Consider the following 20,101-nt stretch of genomic DNA (forward strand, 5'->3'; position numbering starts at 1 on the left):
TCCTCCTGGGTAGGTTTTCTGGTAAAAACATTGTACCGTAAAAGGAGCTTTATATGGCCTTTTATCTTTTACACAATTATATGGACTTTATCATCATCACATAAACTTTTATTATTCATTGATATAATAACTTTATTATAACCCATTAGACCTGTAAATCATATCTATTTTAAATGAAACAAATGTTAAATCAAAATGAATAAGTTTTATTGTTCTCTCTATAAAAAGTTCTCTTCACTGAATATCATTGAAAGTAAAAAAGGAACTCTCTCATCTATTGACAAAAGAGTTCCTTTGTTTATTTCATTAGTGCTTGTGCCATTGCAAAACAGCCTATCGTTGCTGATGTATCTTCTAATTTTGGCTCCACAATATATTGTTCTAATGGAGAGAGTGAAATATAATCATTGTTTATTTTTTTAAATTGATCACGGACTTTATCTAGTAGCCCTTCAACTTTCATAACTCCCCCACCATAAACGATAACTTCTGGTGATAAAAATAATGTTGCATTATAGGCACTTTGAGCAATATAATAAGCTTGTATATCCCAGTATGGATCTGTTGCTAGAACATCTTTACTACTCATACCTAATCGTTTTTCGATTGCTGGTCCACAAGCAAGGCCTTCCAAACACTCTCCGTGACTTGGGCAAATCCCTTCAAAGTGATCATCAATATGTTTCTTCACCGAAACATGTCCCATTTCGGGATGTGTTATACCTTGAATGAATTCATCATTTTTTACACCTCCACCACCAATACCCGTACCTACCGTGAAATAAACCAAATTATTAATTCCTTCGCGCACTGAATACTCACCGTAGGCGGATGCATTCACATCCGTGGTCCAAGCTGTTTTAACATTGGGAAAATGATTCTCTAAATAACCTAAAAAGTTATAATTTCGCCATTTTAACTTAGGGGTATTTGTAATATACCCATAAGTCTCTGAGTCTTCTGTAACGTCAATTGGTCCAAATGATCCAATTGCAATTGCTTTCAACTGTTTTTCAAACTCCTTAAAAAAACCTACCACTTGAGGCATTGTTTCCTCAGGAGATACTGTGGGTATCGTTAATTGCTTAATAATTTCTAGTTTATCATTTCCTATAGAACATACAAATTTAGTTCCACCAGCTTCAATTGCTCCGTACATATTTATTACTCCTCTTCTAACTTTAGATCCCAATATGTGATCGTTCCTTTTACATTTGATTCAAACGAGATTAAATCTTGCCCAATATCTGGGTAAACACGTGTTGTTAAAACAAATTCACCATCATTTACAAAAATTTCAATTGATGATGTATCAACAAAAATATTTAATCGTGTCACTTTATCAATGGGTGTCATTCGTTTACGACGACCATAACCGCTTTTACCATGCTTCAGTGTTAAAATTTCACTATCATAAATCAATTCAGTATCTTGTCGTAGCTTCAAATGAAAAGCTTTTGATTCTTCCATTTCAACTAGGAGTTCATATACCTCACCAGATAAATCGTCGGATGTACCAATTTCTCGTTTTATTTTATTAGAACGAATTTCTTTGTATTCAGCTAATGGTCTTTGATATAATTTACCATTTTCTATCGACAATTCGCGAGGTAATGCCATCGCATGTTGCCATCCTCGTGCAACTGTTGGATTCATATATTCAGGCATTGTATCTCCTACTCCCATCCAAGCCCACATAATACGCCGACCGCTTTCGTCTTCAAATGTATGAGGTGCATAAAAATCAAATCCTCGATCGAATTCTTGGAACGTTGTCTCTGATGATAGTTTCATGGTAAGCCAATCTAATTTGCCAATAATATAACCAGCTGCATGTGGATTATTAAACTGATATTTTTCGGGTAAAATACCTTGTGGTGATAAAATCAAAATATCTTCATCATTTAATTCAAAGAAATCTGGACACTCCCACATATATCCTTGGTCTTCATTTCCTTCCATCATTGTGCCACGATAGTTCCATTCTTCCAAGTTTGGTGAGTCATAAACTAAGATACTTCCTCTATTATCGTTTGTTCGCCCCCCAAGAATCATATAATAATGGCCATTTTTTTCAAATAATTTAGGATCTCGAATATGATTGGAAAAACCCACAGGAAAATCCGTATATGAAATCACCACTTCTCGGCATTGAATTTCAAAACCATCTGGACTCACAATATGAACCACATTTTGTTCACGTCCACTAAAAATATAATCATTATCACCAGGTTGCTTAACATTTCCTGTGTAAAAAAAGTGAATTTTCCCATCCTTTTCAATTCCACTACCTGAATATACACCGTCAATGTCAAAGGGTTCTGTTGGAGATATAAAAATAGGTTCTTGATTAAAGTAAACCATATCTTTTGAAGTCATATGTCCCCAGTGCGTTTTACCACCATTTGCGTTTTCTGGAACATATTGATAATAAATATGGTAAGTACCATCAAATTGTATGGCTCCGTTTGGATCATTTAGCCATCCAATTTCAGGAATCAGATGGTATTTTAAGCGCCATGAATCATTTTTAGATTTCTTTTTCAAATTATCAATCGCCAATTTAGTCACCTCTTATTTAATTTGAAACTCTTCTAAGATTTGTTTTCCTTGTAATCTTACTATAATAATACCTAATACGAAAGCCACCCCAATAACGATCAAGTATTGAATTAAGGCAGTAAATTGTCCGACATATAATAATAAACCCGGAACAAATGTAATGCCCATTCCAGTTGCAGATAAATCAAAGATATATATTAACACCCCACCTACAGATCCTGCGATAACTCCTGAAAAAAATATTCTTAATGAAAGTAAGTTAACACCGAATAATAATGGTTCAGTAATTCCAAATAATGTCGGTAACGCGGATGAAATCATATTTGTACGTCTTACTTTGTCTTTCATAAGCAAAGCTGTCCCAATTGCCGCGCCAAATTGTCCAGCCATACTTGCTGTTGTTAGTGGTTGAATTACGTTAAAACCAGTATTACTAATTAAATTAATTTCAATAATACCAATTGAGTGATGTAGACCCGTAATAACAAGTAACTGTTGTAGTCCACCAAATAAAATGTAACCAATACCAAAGGGGGCATTAATAACTGATACTAGAGCGTTAATTACAACTGATTCAATCCCTTGAATAACTGGTCCTAATATAAATAAAATAATAAAAAGTGTTACTGTTAACGTTAAGAAGGGAGTCACAACTAAATCCATAATTTGTGGAACCCATGTGCGAAACCATTTGTCTAGTTTTGAAATTAACAACCCTGCAATGATTGCCGGAAAAATTGAACCTTGATAACCATATACACTAATTCCAAAGATAGATAATGGGGCCATGTCTCCACCAAGCACAGCATAAGCATTTGGTAATTGAGGTGCAACCATCATTAATCCTACAACAATACCAATAATCTGGTTACCTCCAAATTTACGAGTTGCACTGTAAGTAATTAATACTGGTAAGAATGCAAAAGCAGTATCTGTTAACATTACAAACAATGATTCAAAATCTGATGTCATTGTAAAACCTAGTTCGATAAGTAATCCACGTACCCCCATCAACAAACCTGTAGTTACTAAAGCTGGAATAAGTGGTACCAAAATATCTGCTAATATTCTTATAATTTTTTGGACAGGTGACATGTTTGCATAAGCATTGGATTTAACTGATTGATCAGTTTGAGCAGCATCTGTTCCACTCATCATTTGATCAAAATCTGCATAAACTTCATTGACTTTTCCTGTACCGAACACAAATTGATGTTGTCCAGTTGAGTAGAAATACCCTTTACTATCAGTGAGCGATTCAGCTTTCTCTTTATCAATAACACTATTATCCTTTAAAATAATACGGAGCCGTGTCGCACAATGCTCGTAGTTAGCAATATTTTCTTTTCCACCAATTACCTCAAGTAATTCCTTTACTACTTTTTCGTTTTTCATTATTTTTCCTCCTCACAAAAAATTTAAACCCAAAAGGAACCGGTTCCATTTAATTGTAAAACAAGATAGAAATACTTGCAAGTGCTTTCTTGTTTTAAGCATTAGATTTTTTTAGTAGAGCCTTGAACATTTAAGTTAACCTGTAATTCTGTAAGTTTATCAATATTTTCGGTACCTTTATCTAATACTTGAATAACTCTTTTCATCACAATCTCTCCCATTTGAGAAAATGGATAAGTCACTGTCGTAATATGTGGGTATACGTTTTGTATTATACTATAACCTCCAAAACCACTTAATGAAACATCTTCAGGGATCGATATTCCTAGCTTTGCACACGCATTTGAAATACCAATCGCAATATGATCAGTAGCTGCTGCAATATATGTTGCTTTTATTTTTGGTAAAAAATCTAATGACTTTTCATAACTGTATGAACGTGAAAATCCTGTTTCAATGAATTCTATACTTGCATTATTTTTTTCGGCCACTTCATAAAATCCTTTTTTACGTAAAACTCCTACAGAATAATCTTTTTCAGTGACTCCAACAAATAATAATTTCTTATGTCCTTGTTCAATTGCGTGCTTCGCAATAATCTTTCCAGCTTCATAATCCTTATAAATAAATGATGGACAATTATTTATTTGCTGACCTATTATGAAAATAGGTATATTTGATAATTTAATTTGTTTTTCTAACTCTTTATCAATTTCCGTCGCAAATAATATAATTGCACCAACCTTTTGTCTTTGCAATAATGAAATATTTTCTTTTGTTCGCTTAAGATTTAAATTTGTATTCGTAATCATTAATTGAATATTTTTTTCATAAGAGATTGAGTCAATACCTTTCAACACTTGATTTGTTGATGTCGAATCGTACCTTGGTATAATAACACCTACCATATTTGATTGGCTTGCTTTTAAACTTTGTGCTAAAGCATTTGGTTGATATCCAGTTTCATGTACAATTTTATCTAATTTTTTTTTTGTTTTTTCACTTATTGATCCATTATTTAAATAGCGAGAAACCGTGCTCTTAGAAACATTTGCCATTTTAGCAATGTCACTTAACGTAACCATTTTAATCCTCTCTTTTCAATTATAATCTTTTTATAATTATTTTACCTTTACTTATTTTATTCAATAACGTATAACGACATGAAAATAGTCTTCTCAAAACCTCTTTGATATTTATTATATTATCATATGACATAACTGTAATAATAAGATTCAGATGGTATATTTGCTGTTTAACAAAATATTAATTATATCTAAAGTTCTTCTATACACTTTAACTATTTCTGTTTTCAGTACTTTATTTGTTCATCAATATGAATTGCTTGTCCTTCTTCATAAGAAACTATTAAATAACAAATAAACAATAAATACAAACTCATAGCGACATTAATTATTTTAAACACCTTCAATAGCTCATTTCCCACTCATCTATCTATTTTAAAACAGAACATTATATATACCATGTTTTTCAAAGTAGTTTTTTAATGAAAGAACAACCCCATTAAAAGTCCGTCTTTTCATCACTTGATTAAATATTAAATATCAGGAGACTATTCACCAATTTCGTTTAAAACGTCTTCTAAAACGCTAATTGCATCAGTTTACAGATTTAATATTTTTCCTTTAACTAAAGTTTCACCTTTTGATTCTGCTCTTGACGCTAGGGTAGAATACGAAATATGTTGATTGGATGTCGTTGTTCCTTCATAATGAGTCCCTCATTTTTCATAATGTTATTAAAATTTACCATCACATAAACTTTTATTATCCATTGATATAATAACCTTATTATAGTCTATTACACTTGTAAATCCTATCTATTTTAAGCAAAACAAATTTCATTGATTTGATTCAATAAAACATCCTACTCATTCATCATAGTAGGATGTCTTATTACTATTCATTTAGAATTTTAAATTTTAACACTCGAGGTTCTCCTAATGGAACTGATGTATCACTTGGCCAAGTTGCATCTTCTGGTGAAAAAACCAAAATAATCTTTTGATTATTATACTCTGGCAGAACATTTTCCAATCCAAGTGTAATTAATTGAGCTTCGTGTGTTCCCAATCCTGGTCCACCTGCTCGCCTTGCAGTAACCTCAGTTGGTTCATCCAAAATCAAAATTAAATGATTCATTTGTTGTTGGAGTGGCTCATTATTTGGATCAGGTGCTCCTTGAATTTTCAAAACTTCAAAATGATTTAAATATTTTAAGGTCCCTGAAACAACTATCCCCCCTTTTTGTTTTTCGGATTCGATTAATTCATCTAGGCGTTGTTTCTTATCATTACTTTTGTCTTCTTTCTTCTCTTGTAAATCATCGGACTGTTCTACTTCATTGTCTGATTGCTTCGAGTGCTCGTTAGCAACTTCATAATAATCTTCTTCTTGTCCAAACGCATTTAATATCGTACGATCATCAATAGACTGCCATGAGATAGGCTCATTTTCTTTAGAATTTTTCATTTCATTCAGCTGCCCATTGTGGCTTACTTTTTTCACCAAATTATTATTTTCAATCGTAATTTTTTCCACTTTAATTTTGGCTGTATTATGATTCAAAACGGTATAATTTAAACCGATTTGATTCTTTTCTATTAAAATATCTGCTTGTTTTTTCTTATTAAGTTGTCCAATTGAGAGCTGTTCAGAACATTCTTTAACTTTTAATGTATGTGGATTAAATGTAAAAATTTTGATTTGCTGTTTATTAGTCTTTTCTTCTTTAGCAACAAGCAGTTGAGGAAACTCATCATCTGACATTTGAACTAACATATAATCGTAAGAGGAGGAATCCTCGTTTGTTGTTTGAAAACCAAAGTCATACTCATCTATATCATCTAAAACAATCCCATACGCTTGAGCTATTTGTATTTTCAACTCTTTATTTCTTTTTATTTTTCACTCATCGGAATGGCTTTAATTTCTTCCGGTGAACTTATTAAATGACAAGCAGACATGATAAATACACTCATACAAACACTTATGATTTTAATCCATCTCAAAAACTTGTTCTTCACTAAAAAAAACTCCTTTCAAACACTCTTTTAAAACAGCATATTATATATAGCATGTTTTTACAATGTAATTTGAACATAAAAAAACAACCTATTAAAGGTCTGTCTTTTTATCACTTGATTACATATTAAATATCAGCAGATTGTCCACCATTTTCAATTAACACCTCTTGAAAGTCTGTTCCTGTCGTACTCGTCTTTCCTTTACGAATATAGATTTCACTTCGCTATCGTTCACGAATCCAATTCCACTTGGGCCATGCCTAATAACATCTTCTTTTACAATCCAACGATCATTAAATCCTCTATTATCAAGCCCCATATCATTGGTATCATAATTTTAACGACTTTATTCGAAATAATTTCTTTTGTTTCGACACTATAAACAATGAAGCTACCTCCCGTAATCAAGTTCGGTTGTCCCGTTGGAATCATCACTCCTTTTTATTAATTAGCTATTTTTTAATCAAGGTTAGCCAAGCTAGATGATTGGCTGCCTTATTATGCTTTTTTCATAAAATGATCTTCATAAAATATTTAGTCTAAGATTGCATTTTATCGATGTTCATACTAAGGTAAACAAAGAAAGGAGCATAATAATATGAACGATTTTAGAATTCAAAAAATTCAAAAAGAAATGCAAGAATTCTTTAAAAATGACACGACTGGCCATGATTGGTTTCATATTGAACGTGTTTGGCAAAATGCACGTTTAATCGCGTCTCATTACCCTGAAGTCAATCATTTTCAAATTGAAGCGGCTGCCTTGCTACACGATCGGTATGACCGTAAATTAGTTCAAAATACTGATAAAGCACGAAACGAAGTCGTAAAATTACTCGAACAACTCCAAGTTGGTGCCACAGATATCAAACGTATCATGTATACTATTGATGCAGTTAGTTTTAAACAAGGGGGAAATACTGTACAACCTCAATCTTTAGAAGATAAAATTGTACAAGATGCTGATCGATTAGATGCCATCGGTGCCATTGGAATTGCTCGGACATTTGCTTACGCTGGTTCTGTTCACCATCCTATTTATACCGGTGAACCATCTTCATCTAATGAACAAACTGCCATTCAGCACTTTCATGATAAATTGCTACACATTCATTCCCTTATGCATACGCCAGAAGGAAAAGAAATCGCTCTAACACGTCATCACTTTATGGAAGAATTTCTTAATCAATTTTATTCCGAATGGCATAGCGATAAATAAATAAAATCCCACGTTGATATTTATCATCGTGGGATTTTTCTTTCAATTTATGAAGCCATACCAATTTCTGCTAATTTTTCTCGAATTTGACGCATCACTTCTTTTTTATCTGCTTCATTTTCAATATCATATTCATCAATTTGGATGACTAATGTATCACTCTTATCATAAGAATGGAACCATTTATCATATTGACTGTGTAAATGTTTGTAGTATTCTAATAATTCCGGATTTTCTTCTGTTACTTGTTCATAATCACGTCCGCGCTTTTTAATACGCTCTAAATGAATATCTAAAGGACCTCTTAAATAAATTAATAAATCTGGAGCTTTTTTAGGCATACCATCTAATTCTTCCATCATATTATCTAATAGCGTCAAATAAGTATCCATTTCAGCTTCACTCATATTACCTGTTTCATAATTAATTTGAGTAAATAACGCATCTTCATAAATCGAGCGGTCTAAAACATTATGTTGATGAGTCAATGCATCTTTTATGCTTCTAAACCGTGTGTTTAAGAAATGTATTTGCAAAGCAAACGCCCAACGTTTTGGGTCATCATAAAACATTTCTAAAATACGATTATCATCAACACTCTCATAAAACGGCTCACTATTTAGTTCTCGTGCAATCATTTCTGTATAGGTGCTCTTACCGGCACCAATCATTCCAGCTAATACAATCACTGCTTGCATATCTCCTTCCAACTCTCCTCTAAAATCTGGTTCCGTATCAATGTACCACGATTTGATTATTTGAACAAGACGATTGCATTAGAAAAATATTAAAAAAACCGTCCGAATATTCAATCATTCGAACGGAAAAATTTTTATAATTCAACTTCACTAATTACAGTATTAGCTTTTTGAGTGGTATTAGTTTGTGGTGTAATCTCCTTGATATGATCCATATTAGTATAAACAACTATAATCGTACGATCTTTATTTGCTTGTTCAAGCGCTGATAAATTCATCGTTACCAGTAAATCTCCCACTTGCACTAATTGACCTTCTGTTACTTGAACATCAAAAGGTACACCCTTTAACTCCACCGTATCCAATCCCAAATGAACTAACACTTCTAAACCATTTTCACTAATGATACTGATTGCATGCTTCGTTGGAAAAACCGTTTGAACGATACCTCTAACAGGCGCATACACTTTACCATTAACAGGTTCAATAGCATAACCATCACCCATCATTTTGCCAGAAAATACGGGATCATTCACTTCTGTAATGGGAAGAACTCGGCCATCTGCCACCGTATAAACTGACTCTTTAATCCCTTTATATGTTGGATGTGATTCAGTTTTTACAGCTTTTACTGCTTGAACAGATTTCTTTTTTGCTGGAACGTGATAACCCGCATCTAATGCATCCTGAATATCCGATTTTAAGACATCAGCTTTTGGCCCATAAATGGCTTGAATACCAGAATCTTTAACTAACAAGCCCATTGCTCCAGCTTGTTTCCATTCATCTTCTGTCCCAACTTTTGTTGGATCGTCAACCGACACACGTAGGCGAGTCATACATGCATCAACATTTTGAATATTATCGGATCCACCTAGTAATTGAATAATTGTCGTTACTTGATTAGATACATTACCTGTTTCTGTAGTCGCTTCAGGCGTTTGATGAGCGTCACTCATTCCTGCTTCATAATTACCATTACGTCCTGGCGTACCAAGATTTAATTTTTCAATCATGAATGTTGCAATGAAGTACATAATTACAGCAAATAAGGCAGTGACCCAAATAAAGTTTACAATATCCATACCAATTCCCGCTTTAATTGTCATTGGTGCACGAGTTAGAAATTCAATATTACCAAATGAATGAACGCGTAAATGAACTAAATCAGACATAGCGAAAGCTGCACCTTGTACTAAGGCATAAACTAAATACAGTGGTAAAGCAACAAACATAAACATAAATTCAATCGGTTCAGTAACACCTGTTAAAAAGACCGCTAGTGCTGCCGAAACAAACATTGATTTATATTGTTGTTTTTTATCTGGATCCACATGACGATACATTGCTAGAGATAATCCCATTAAAATCCCACTGGAGCCAATCATTTGTCCAACTTTAAAACGAGCTGGTGTAAATTGTGCTAATAATTGTTGATACTGTGCTGTATCACCTGCACCCTTTAAATTAATTAAGTCAGTAATCCACGCTAACCATAATGGATCTTGACCAAATACTTCTGTCCCTTGGCGCGCACCTGTTAAAATTTCATACGTTCCACCTAATGGCGTATAGTTCATAGGAATTGTCAACATATGATGCAATCCAAACGGTAATAATAAACGTTCCAATGTTCCATATAAGAACGGTGCTAAAAATGGTGCTGAATCTTGAGAGTTCGCAATCCACATACCGAAACTATTGATACCTGACTGAACAATTGGCCAGAAGATAGCTAAAATAATTGCAACGATTACTGAACGTAAAATAACAACAAATGGCACAAATCGTTTACCGTTAAAGAACGTTAATGCATCAGGTAGTTTACGGAAATTATAATATTTATTGTAAGCAGTCGCCCCAACAAATCCCGAAATAATACCGACAAATACCCCCATATTCAGTGCAGGTTGTCCTAAAACGTTGATAAAGTAGTTAGCCACAGGAATTTCTGTACCAAATACAGTTGTTACCACTGCTGTACTATCAGCTAACATCGCTGTATTAATGCTATAAAAGTGACCAGTTATTAAATTAATTAATATAAATGCTAAACCTGCTGCAAAAGCCCCACCTGCACGTTCTTTTGCCCAACTTCCCCCAATGGCTAACGCAAATAGTAAATGTAAATTCCCAATAATTCCCCAACCAATTTGTGCAATCACATTTCCTATCGTAGCTAACATCATTGAATCTGCATTAATTAATGGAATTGAGTTACCAATACTCACCATCAATCCAGCTGCTGGCATTACTGCAATAACGACCATCAAACTTTTGCCAAACTGTTGCCAAAATTCAAATTGAAATAACTTTTTCATTTGGTTTCTCCTCTCTTTACAACACAATAATTACAATAACTCTATTTCCACACCGTAGTGATCTGATACTACTGATTCATTCACTCCATTAAAGATCACCCGACTTGACTGTACTGAACGACGTTGGCTAAGGAAAATATAATCCAATCGTTTGCCGTTTAGATGATCTTGCCATCCGTCAATGTTTGCTGGTACAGTAATCCCTTCATCTTGAAGGATAGCTAATTCGTAAGAGTCCCATAATCCAATTTCTTTAATTGCTTCGTACGCGACTGGATTAGAAAATGCATCGACATTAAAATCACCCATCAAAATCTTTAAGTGCCTATTCTCATTTCGATATAGAATGTGTTCAATATTATCAATTTGATGTTCTCCAGGAGTATCTGGCAGATTAATGTGACAAGAATAAATATCAATTAATTCATCATTATAGGATACTGTAACTCCTACAATCTTTCGAGAATGAATCGAATGAACATCTTGACTAGTACTACAATAAAATGAATCAATATCTTTTACTGGTAATTTAGTTAATATAGCAATTCCTTCATCATATACTGAATATCCAATATGCGAATTAGACCATACATAATCATACTTTGATGGCGATAATGCATTTATTTTTTCTTGTAATAACAATCCAAAATTATCTTTTTTTAAGTCATTTTGAATGATTGGACTATCAATGGATTGATTCACTTCTTGCAGTGCAATAACATCATATTGCTTGAGCGCAATCGTTTCTGCTATTTTGCCCATTTTACTTAGCTGATTCTCTTCCATCCAAGCGTGAACATTTAACGTTAATAACTTCATTGGCCCTCCTTCCCTTTCAAAAAAATTATATTTGATACCGTTTACACTTATCACTTTACCGTAATAGTAAGTTCATGTCAATCACTTTTACGTAAATGTTGTTAGCGTTTTATTCTTTATTTGTGGTAAACTATTAGAGACATTAGATATAAAGAAGGCGAATCCAATGAGCAAATATAAAAAAGTCTATGAAACTATTAAACAGCAAATTGACCAAGGACAATTATTAGCCAATCAAGAATTGCCCAGCGAAAATGACTTAATGCAGTCTTTTGGATATTCAAAAGATACTATTCGACGTGCACTGGCTTTACTAGAAACTGACGGCTATATACATAAAACTCAAGGAAGAAATTCAATCGTTATGGAGCACGGTCGAATGAAAAACAATTTTCTTTCAGAGTTGCGTACATCAGATGAATTGAATCGAATGGGCTCCTACCAAATTCATACCGAATTAGTTGATTTCTATATCGTTCAAAGCGATCCTACTCTAATGCAACTATTCGAGGTTGATGAACATGCTGATTTTTATCGAGTGGCTCGTACTCGTAAAATTGATGGCCAACGAATTGAATATGAAGTATCCTATTTTGATCGACAAATCATCCCACATTTATCAAAAGATATTGCTTCGCAATCTATTTATGCATATCTCGAAAATGATCTCGGCTTAAAGATTAATCATTCACGGCGTGAAATATCTTTTCGTTTTGCCACGGATGAAGAAAAAATATATATGGATTTAGGCCCATATAATATGGTAACGGTTGTCACTAGTCTAACGTATTTATCTAACGGTCAATTATTCCAGCAAGGTACTATTTGTTATCGACCGGATAAATTCACGTTCGTTACAATGGCGAAACGATAAACGGTCTATAACATTTACTGACTACTTATAACAATTGAAAAAGGATGAGATCATGATGATCTCATCCTTTTTATTTCGCGACTCATATATAAATTAGTAAAAGGAAAGTTCTTCCTTCCTTTTACTAATTCGTATCTATTGATAGTTTTTAAAAATCTGATTTAAGATTATTATATGAATATACCCTAACATTGAACAGCCAATGATACACAATAGTGATAATATAAGGTAAAAAATTAAAAAATTAATTTGCATAATAAATACAATGATAATAAGTGTTAGCATTGATACAATGGTCCATTGTCCATGCAAACATGTCATAAGCAAACTCTTTTTTAAAATCTTTTGATTAGTCATTACATATTTGGCATTTATGGGATACACATATAAAAAAATCGAACTGATTAAAAATAAACTCGCATAACCTAACACTTTAAGCCCAGCAATCCATGGTGAGTGTTGATTAGATATTAAATATAAATCGAATAAAATGAAACTATATAAAATGAACTCAACTAACCCCAACCAAATGCTTTGACGCCATTCTTTTTTCCATTCTTCAAAATAAGTTGAAATAATGGGGAGATGGGAGTGCTCGTTTAATTTAAAAAGCATTCGATAGAAAATCGTTTTAGATATACCAATCGTAATAACTGGCAAACTGGTTAACACAAATAATAAATTAATGAGTGCTAAATTTAAGATGAAGTTACTCATTTCCATTATGGGGTTATCTAAACTAAATATGGCTTGTTTTATTTGTTCATACTTTTTCATTATTGTTTAACCCCTTCATGTTGCTATCATTATTATTTAACGCATGATGATATACTTGGAAACGAAAAATCTCGCTCATATTTTAAATTAATGTCCATTTTTATTCAATATTATTTAAAGGATATATAACCTCATAATTTTTACCCTTTCACAGCCCCCATTGTAATTCCTTGAGTGAATGATTTTTGGAAAAGTAAAAATACTGTAACAATCGGCACAGCGGCTAATGCAGCTCCTGCCATAATTAACCCGTAATTTGTTGCCATTTCTGCTTGCATTGTTGCGACCCCAAGTGAAACCGTTAAGTTTTCACGAGATGATAACATGACTAATTGCATAAAGTAATCATTCCATGTATTAATGAATGTAAAAATAGCTAAAGCAGCAAATCCCGGTTTAACTATTGGAAAAACAATACTTACAAATGTTCGAATTTCGCCTGATCCGTCAATTTTAGCTGATTCTAGCAGTTCAGTAGGTACATTTTCACTAAACTGTTTCATTAAGAACACACCAAATGGCCATCCCACAAGCGGTAATATAACTGCAGCTAATGTATCATGTATTCCCATAAAATTGACAATTCGTACTAATGGGACTAAAACAACTTGCTTAGGCAGAGCCATTGCTGCAATAAAAATTGTGAATAGTAATTTTTGCCCGTAAAATCGTTTTTTAGCTAAAACATAACCTGCTAATGCTGATGTCAAGCATACTAATAGCATGGTTGCAGTTGATATAAATATACTATTCCACAACCACTTTAAGGCCGGATTTTGAACAATTAATCGTTCGAAATTCTCTAACGTAGGAGCTGTAGGCCACCATTGTGGTGGAATGACAATTGTATCTGGTTGTGATTTAAATGCACCTGTCATAATCCAATAGAACGGAAAAATAAAAAATATGGTTAGTAACCCTAATACAATTGACGTTAAAATATTAAATACTGAAAGTTTTTTCTTCATTATGACCTCTCCTTAATATTCAACATCGTTTCCTAAAATTTTAAATTGTGCAAAACTGATTATTCCAATCATAACGGCTAAAAATACACCCATTGTGTTCGCATATCCATATTCTGACAATTTAAAAGCTTTTTCGTAAAGATAATACATAATCGTACTTGTCGCATAATTTGGTCCACCAGATGTCAGTAATTGAATGAGCGCAAAAATTTGGAATGAATTAATCGTTGTAATAATTACGATATATAAGGTTGTCGGTAAAAGACTTGGCCATTTTATTTTCCGAAAAATTTGTAAGTCATTCGCACCATCGACTTGAGCTGCTTCAACTAATGAATGATCAATATTACCCATTGCTGCAATATATAATATAATAGGCTGTCCTACAGACGTCGTTAATAAAATGACCATAATGGCTAGTAGCGCCCAATTTTTATCCCCTAACCAACTAATATTTTGGTTAATCAAATGACCTGATTTTAAAATATAATTTAAAATCCCCGACATTGGATCATAGATCCATTTCCAAACAACAGTCACAGCCACACTACCTGTAACAACTGGTAAGAAGAAGACACTCCGATAAAAAGTTCGTGTAATAACATTTTTATCATAAGTTTGAGAGGCTACAAACAACGAAAATAGCACAACAATCGGCACAGAACCTGCAACGATTAATACTGTATTAATTAATGACTTTATAAAAATTGGATCATTAAACATTCTTTGATAGTTGGCTAATCCAATAAATGTAAATTCATTCATTGTATAGTTGAAAAAGCTTGTTACAAATCCCATGATCATTGGAACTAAAACGAATATACTAAAAAATATTAGAACTGGTGCTAAAAAAGCAAAGGCAATTAGCGTTTCACGCATTTTTAATTTATTGATTTGCACTCTATTCACCTCTTTCAATGTCTACATAATAATAATGACTCCTTTCCATAACATCAGTGTATAAAATTGAAAAGGAGTCATATTCGATTATTTCTTATTAATAGTTTGGTTCGCTTTCGTTGTAAAGTTTTCTAAAGCATCTTTTGGTGATTCATCACCGTTTGAAATAGCTTGTACCATTGGGAACCATAATGTTCTCATTTCAGCAAATCCATCAATCGTGTTGTAGTAAGGTGAATAATATTTAGTCCACTCAGAAATCATTTCCATACGTTCATCATCGTATAATTTACCGAATGAATGTCTTACTGGAAATGCTCCTGTTCTTATAACATTTTTTGGACCCCATTCTTCATCATCAGCAATAAATTTAATGAATTCTTTGGCTGCTTCTGCTTTCTTATCGTCTTTATTATTGAATACTGCAAAGCCGTTCACTAAATATTCTAGTGCTGGGACACCGTCATCTGAAGGATATGGCACTTCTAAGTAATCAACTCCACTTGATTCTAACAATTGCGCTTGCGTATTTGGTTGAGCAGGTGCCCATAAAATTGTAAAGGCTGTTTGTCCATTCGCAAAATTTTGAATATCAGCTGATCCATCATACTGAGATCCATTCATTAAAAGACCGTCCTCAATCCATTTTTTAATTTTATCCATTGATTTAATAGAGTTTTTGTCATTTGTTGTATATTCAGTTACTTCTGGATTAGTAATTGAACTACTATATAAATTAGCAAAAAAGGCACGTGGTCCTTGATCTCCACCTTGACCATTCGCAAAGAATGAGCCTGGATTGTACCCTTTATCCTTAAGCGCTTTCAAAACTTTCTCAAAGTCATCAGTCGTCCAGCCTTCTTTCACTAAATCTAAAACACCTGCATCTTTTAACATCTTACGATTTAATGCCATATAAAATGGCGCTGAACTAATTGGATACATATAAGCTGTATCCCCTGCTTTTGAAGCTTGAATAATTTGATCATTATCCACATCTTTAATAAATTCTTCAGTGAATAAATCATTTAAATCCACTAGCTTACCATTTTTTCCATAATCAATAATACGTCCTGGTGCATCGAAAAGAACATCAGGTGCTGTTCCCGCTTCAATGGCTGTTGTAATTTTTTCTGGTCCGGAAGTAAAGTCAATCGTTTCAAGATTTATTTTAATATCCGGATGTTTTTCTTCAAAAGCTGAAATAATCTTTTGTTCATAGGTCCCCACTCCGTCATTAGCATTTTCTTGTGTGAACGTTGGAAATGCCCACCAAGTAATTACTGTTTGATCAGAATTCGCTGCATTTTCTTTTTTACTTGTGTCACTATTTCCACAAGCCGTTAAACTAACAGCTGAGGCACCTGCAAGCAAGGATAGTAATATTTTTTTGAATTTCATATGACATACTCCTTTATATTTTATTTGTGATTTAATGTCACTTTAATCAGTGATATCAATCAACAGAATTTGGCCGATTGCCGCTTGCTAAAACGTATCACAAATACACTAATCCTCCTCTCCTAACTTTTTACAAGCGCTTTCATAAAGAGTATATAAAAATTTGAAATTAATTTCAATCAGTATAATATATTTGTATTAACTTTCAGATTATTACATTTATTGTCGTCAACTATGAAAGTAGTTTTATCAAATTATTAAATTCTCACTTCTGCTGACACTGTTTCACTTTATCTTTAATCTATATTCAAATTTCAATTATCAAGCAAATAATTGATCATAAAGATATTGATTTACTAATTTATTGTATCTTTTCACAAAAAATTATCTAATATTTTCTTTCTTTTTTTTGGGAAACTCCACTGATATCATACTATTTGACTTACTTTTAAATTCTTGTTAGAATAAATCGCTCACAAAATAACAAGGGAGGAAACAAAAATGAAAAAAGTATGGTTAAGTGTTTTAACCGTGTTAAGTGTTTTATTCTTAGCAGCCTGTGGTGGTAGCAAAGATAAAGATGCTGCTGAAACTTCAAATGAGTCAAAAGGTGGATTACCTGCAATGACTGAAAAAGAAGCTTCAGATATCGAATATAAGGATGGTAAATACCGTGCTACTTTCGATCGTACAGATGTACGTGACTGGAAAGCGTTCGTTGAATTAACTGTTAAAGATGGTAAAATTACTGAAGCAGTTTATGATTACACAAACGATGCAGGCGAAATCCGTTCTGAAAACAAGAAATACGAAGAAGCTTTTGCAGCTGTTAACAAATTCACTCCAAAAGAGGCATTCACTCGTTTAAGTGATGAATTAGTTGCAACTCAAGATGCAGAACGTATTGATGTAGTAAGTGGTGCAACTCACTCTACACGCAACTTTGAAACATTAGCAAAAGCAGCAACAGCTAATGCAAAAGATGGAAAAACTGAAGAAGCAATCGTTCCTTTATACCAAGATGGCACTTATAAATTAGTTGCTTCTGAATTCAGCGATAAAGGTTGGAAAGAATTTGTTGAATTAACAATTACTGATCACAAGATTGCAGCTGTAACTTTTGATGCAGTTAATAAAGAAGGCAAATTAAAATCTGAAGATGCTGAATACAAAAAAGCAATGGAAAAAGAAACAAAAACATCTCCTGAAAAATACAACAAAGAATTAGTTGATGCATTGATTAAGAGTCAAAAAGTGAGCGGCATTGACGTTGTATCAGGTGCTACACATTCTACAGATTCATTTAAACATTATGTTGAAGTATTATTAGATGATTACGCAGAAATAGGAAAAACCGGTGAATTCGAAGCACCAGCTGAATAATATGTATAGTACATTACTTAAGAATTAAGGTTCTTTGTTAAATAAGATTGATGACGAGGTGAGGTAACCATGCGGTTACTTCGCCTTTTTTTTACAGATTCAAATATATAATATCCGAACAAGTGCTTGAATCGATTATTTATAAGGTCAGTATTAAGCACCACGCTTTTGGATGAGTGATTTGATTGATAAAAATACATCATCAATAACATTCTATTTTTAAAGTTTGAATAATTTACGGTACCCATAAGCAGTTCGATTAAGCACCTTGATTTTGTAATTTCATCCTTCATTCGGCCCATTAGTCAATTGTGGATCAGTAAAGATATTTTAATTATAAATACTATCGTTTTTAAAGCTTCCTAAAACGGTCTTGAATGATTTTGGGAGAGGCAATGTTAGACCATAATTGACTCCATGTTCAAATCAATCGAATCGAAGATTTTTAAGCGATTCTCTTAACTGATAAACCACCTCATAAGTCACTTTTAGTTCTTTGCTGTATTCAAATAGATTATCAATCTATGCCATTTATGTGTGGTAGCATCATGTAAATCGTTTCAATAAAAGCAATCTAAATATCGATTACTTATTCAAAAATGATTCAATCTTGTGACATAAACTCCTTTACATAACGGAAATAATCGTCTTCTTTAGACAATTCCGATTTTTTAGGAATAAATTCATCACGAATTCGACCATCCTCTAAAAATAAAATACGTGTACAATAATTCTTTAATATGGATAAGTTGTGTGACACGATAATTAAAGTAATATTTTTTTCATCTGCCAATTTCATTAATAATGCAAAAATTTCTTTTTCAATGGCATTATCGAGTGCTGAACTAATTTCATCTTCATAAATGCGAGAATCTCATCAATTTTTTGTAGTTCAACTCGTTGATTGGATAACTTATATACTAAACTTAAATGATAACAAACAGATTTATTATCATTTAAGTTAAATTGTTGAAAAATATAAGCCATCTTTTTCCGTACGTTTAATTGCTCTTTTGCATGTAATGAATAAATTTCTCGTTGATTAAAAATAATTTGACCTTGATCTGGCTGTTCTAAACCATTGATTATTTTTAGCAACTTACTTTTCCCTCTACCATTTTTTCAATTTAACTAATTTTTATTATTCTGAAATGTCTACATTTAACTCATTCAAAATCGGTACTGCATGTCCATATGTCTTCGTAATGTTATTTGATTGTAACGTGATAACTCCTCATTTCGCAAAAATAATATAACAATTTTTCTTTCTTTTTCAGAAATATTATATATACCTTCATTCTTTATAATGCATAACTTTTTCTGTAGGTATAACAGCCTATAAAATCTGTTATATTTTAACATTTTAAAAAACACTTTATACTTTTGATGTAAAAAAAGATGCTCTCTATTTAGTCGTTCATACCTTTTTAGAGAATAGTTGATATTTGATTATAAAAACTAAATCAATGTTAAAATGATATGCTCCCCCTAAAGTAGACACTTGAAAAAGTAAAACTATTTTAGGGGGAGTTTTTCATGCGTAAAAATAAACGTCATTCGGCTAATGAGTTAATGTATTTTATTGATCTCTATTTAATCAGTGGAATACCCTATGTAGAATTACAGGAAAATTATGGCTTAAAATTAAATGATAAAAACTTTCGAAAGTATCTTAATAAGTATAGATTACATGGGCCTTCGGCCTTAATATCAAAAGGTACCAATAACAATTATTCTG

Annotated in this window: 19 protein-coding genes and 1 pseudogene; 4 read left to right on the forward strand and 16 right to left on the reverse strand. The window is 32.6% G+C overall.

The features are described from left to right. Positions 1 to 298: 298 nt before the first annotated feature. The 7 genes from L866_RS0106175 to L866_RS09490 all read right to left on the reverse strand — a co-directional run bounded on the left by L866_RS0106175 (position 299) and on the right by L866_RS09490 (position 7,438). Positions 299 to 1,159 carry an ROK family protein gene (locus tag L866_RS0106175; protein WP_025730197.1) on the reverse strand — a complete coding sequence of 287 codons (861 nt, stop codon included), beginning with the start codon at positions 1,157 to 1,159 and terminating at the stop codon, positions 299 to 301. 5 nt (positions 1,160 to 1,164) lie between these two features. Beyond that, positions 1,165 to 2,562 (reverse strand): glycoside hydrolase family 32 protein, encoded by a 1,398-nt coding sequence (locus tag L866_RS08660; RefSeq protein WP_425387357.1) that lies wholly within the window; start codon positions 2,560 to 2,562, stop codon positions 1,165 to 1,167. Positions 2,563 to 2,574: 12 nt separating this feature from the next. Then, positions 2,575 to 3,957 carry a PTS transporter subunit EIIC gene (locus tag L866_RS08665; RefSeq protein WP_035446293.1) on the reverse strand — a complete coding sequence of 461 codons (1,383 nt, stop codon included), beginning with the start codon at positions 3,955 to 3,957 and terminating at the stop codon, positions 2,575 to 2,577. 101 nt (positions 3,958 to 4,058) lie between these two features. Further along, positions 4,059 to 5,042 (reverse strand): LacI family DNA-binding transcriptional regulator, encoded by a 984-nt coding sequence (locus tag L866_RS0106190; RefSeq protein WP_025730198.1) that lies wholly within the window; start codon positions 5,040 to 5,042, stop codon positions 4,059 to 4,061. 834 nt (positions 5,043 to 5,876) lie between these two features. Next, positions 5,877 to 6,863: a hypothetical protein gene (locus L866_RS0106195; RefSeq protein ID WP_025730200.1), complete on the reverse strand. Its 987-nt coding sequence runs from the start codon at positions 6,861 to 6,863 to the stop codon at positions 5,877 to 5,879. Between the two features lie 14 nt (positions 6,864 to 6,877). Further along, positions 6,878 to 7,003, reverse strand: a complete 126-nt coding sequence (locus tag L866_RS09820; protein ID WP_281170801.1) for a hypothetical protein — start codon at positions 7,001 to 7,003, stop codon at positions 6,878 to 6,880. 276 nt (positions 7,004 to 7,279) lie between these two features. Further along, positions 7,280 to 7,438, reverse strand: a complete 159-nt coding sequence (locus L866_RS09490; RefSeq protein ID WP_169729076.1) for a hypothetical protein — start codon at positions 7,436 to 7,438, stop codon at positions 7,280 to 7,282. Positions 7,439 to 7,601: 163 nt separating this feature from the next. On the opposite strand from L866_RS09490, the gene L866_RS0106205 reads away from it, so the two are divergent. Continuing rightward, complete coding sequence (locus L866_RS0106205; protein WP_025730201.1) at positions 7,602 to 8,222, forward strand: HD domain-containing protein; 621 nt, start codon at positions 7,602 to 7,604, stop codon at positions 8,220 to 8,222. Positions 8,223 to 8,269: 47 nt separating this feature from the next. On the opposite strand, the gene L866_RS0106210 is transcribed toward L866_RS0106205, so the two are convergent. From L866_RS0106210 to L866_RS0106220, 3 genes are all read right to left on the reverse strand, one after another. Next, positions 8,270 to 8,932: a deoxynucleoside kinase gene (locus tag L866_RS0106210; protein ID WP_025730202.1), complete on the reverse strand. Its 663-nt coding sequence runs from the start codon at positions 8,930 to 8,932 to the stop codon at positions 8,270 to 8,272. Between the two features lie 122 nt (positions 8,933 to 9,054). Further along, positions 9,055 to 11,241: a PTS transporter subunit IIBC gene (locus tag L866_RS0106215; protein WP_025730204.1), complete on the reverse strand. Its 2,187-nt coding sequence runs from the start codon at positions 11,239 to 11,241 to the stop codon at positions 9,055 to 9,057. Between the two features lie 30 nt (positions 11,242 to 11,271). Then, the gene (locus L866_RS0106220; RefSeq protein WP_025730206.1) at positions 11,272 to 12,060 is read right to left on the reverse strand and encodes an endonuclease/exonuclease/phosphatase family protein; all 789 of its coding nucleotides are present in this window, start codon (positions 12,058 to 12,060) and stop codon (positions 11,272 to 11,274) included. Positions 12,061 to 12,226: 166 nt separating this feature from the next. Between L866_RS0106220 and L866_RS0106225 the strand changes: the two genes are divergently transcribed. Beyond that, positions 12,227 to 12,934, forward strand: coding sequence for a GntR family transcriptional regulator (locus L866_RS0106225; RefSeq protein ID WP_025730208.1), 708 nt, complete (start codon positions 12,227 to 12,229; stop codon positions 12,932 to 12,934). 135 nt (positions 12,935 to 13,069) lie between these two features. Here L866_RS0106225 and L866_RS0106230 read toward each other — a convergent pair whose 3' ends face one another. The 4 genes from L866_RS0106230 to L866_RS0106245 form a co-directional block, all read right to left on the reverse strand. Further along, entirely contained in the window at positions 13,070 to 13,711 is a 642-nt protein-coding gene (locus tag L866_RS0106230; RefSeq protein WP_025730210.1) for a DUF624 domain-containing protein, read from the reverse strand. 140 nt (positions 13,712 to 13,851) lie between these two features. Next, positions 13,852 to 14,682 carry a carbohydrate ABC transporter permease gene (locus tag L866_RS0106235; RefSeq protein ID WP_025730212.1) on the reverse strand — a complete coding sequence of 277 codons (831 nt, stop codon included), beginning with the start codon at positions 14,680 to 14,682 and terminating at the stop codon, positions 13,852 to 13,854. 9 nt (positions 14,683 to 14,691) lie between these two features. Next, positions 14,692 to 15,558, reverse strand: a complete 867-nt coding sequence (locus tag L866_RS0106240) for a carbohydrate ABC transporter permease (protein WP_156919532.1) — start codon at positions 15,556 to 15,558, stop codon at positions 14,692 to 14,694. Positions 15,559 to 15,666: 108 nt separating this feature from the next. Continuing rightward, on the reverse strand, positions 15,667 to 16,980 hold the full coding sequence (locus tag L866_RS0106245) for an ABC transporter substrate-binding protein (RefSeq protein ID WP_025730215.1): 1,314 nt from the start codon (positions 16,978 to 16,980) through the stop codon (positions 15,667 to 15,669). A 501-nt stretch (positions 16,981 to 17,481) separates the two neighbouring features. Here L866_RS0106245 and L866_RS08670 point away from each other — a divergent pair. Continuing rightward, the gene (locus L866_RS08670) at positions 17,482 to 18,363 is read left to right on the forward strand and encodes an FMN-binding protein (protein WP_025730217.1); all 882 of its coding nucleotides are present in this window, start codon (positions 17,482 to 17,484) and stop codon (positions 18,361 to 18,363) included. A 604-nt stretch (positions 18,364 to 18,967) separates the two neighbouring features. Here the strand turns inward: L866_RS08670 and L866_RS09090 are convergent. Continuing rightward, on the reverse strand, positions 18,968 to 19,162 hold the full coding sequence (locus tag L866_RS09090) for a hypothetical protein (protein WP_051452874.1): 195 nt from the start codon (positions 19,160 to 19,162) through the stop codon (positions 18,968 to 18,970). After that, positions 19,162 to 19,473 (reverse strand): annotated as a pseudogene (locus tag L866_RS09095) (ATP-binding cassette domain-containing protein); the annotation flags it as partial. The pseudogene L866_RS09095 and the gene L866_RS09090, both read right to left, overlap by 1 nt. A gap of 426 nt (positions 19,474 to 19,899) precedes the next feature. Between L866_RS09095 and L866_RS0106260 the strand changes: the two are divergent. Next, positions 19,900 to 20,101 (forward strand): hypothetical protein (locus tag L866_RS0106260; RefSeq protein ID WP_025730219.1); only part of this gene is annotated, 202 nt, incomplete at its 3' end.

This window comes from Atopobacter phocae ATCC BAA-285, from assembly GCF_000526675.1.
Taxonomy (GTDB): Bacteria; Bacillota; Bacilli; order Lactobacillales; family Aerococcaceae; genus Atopobacter; species Atopobacter phocae.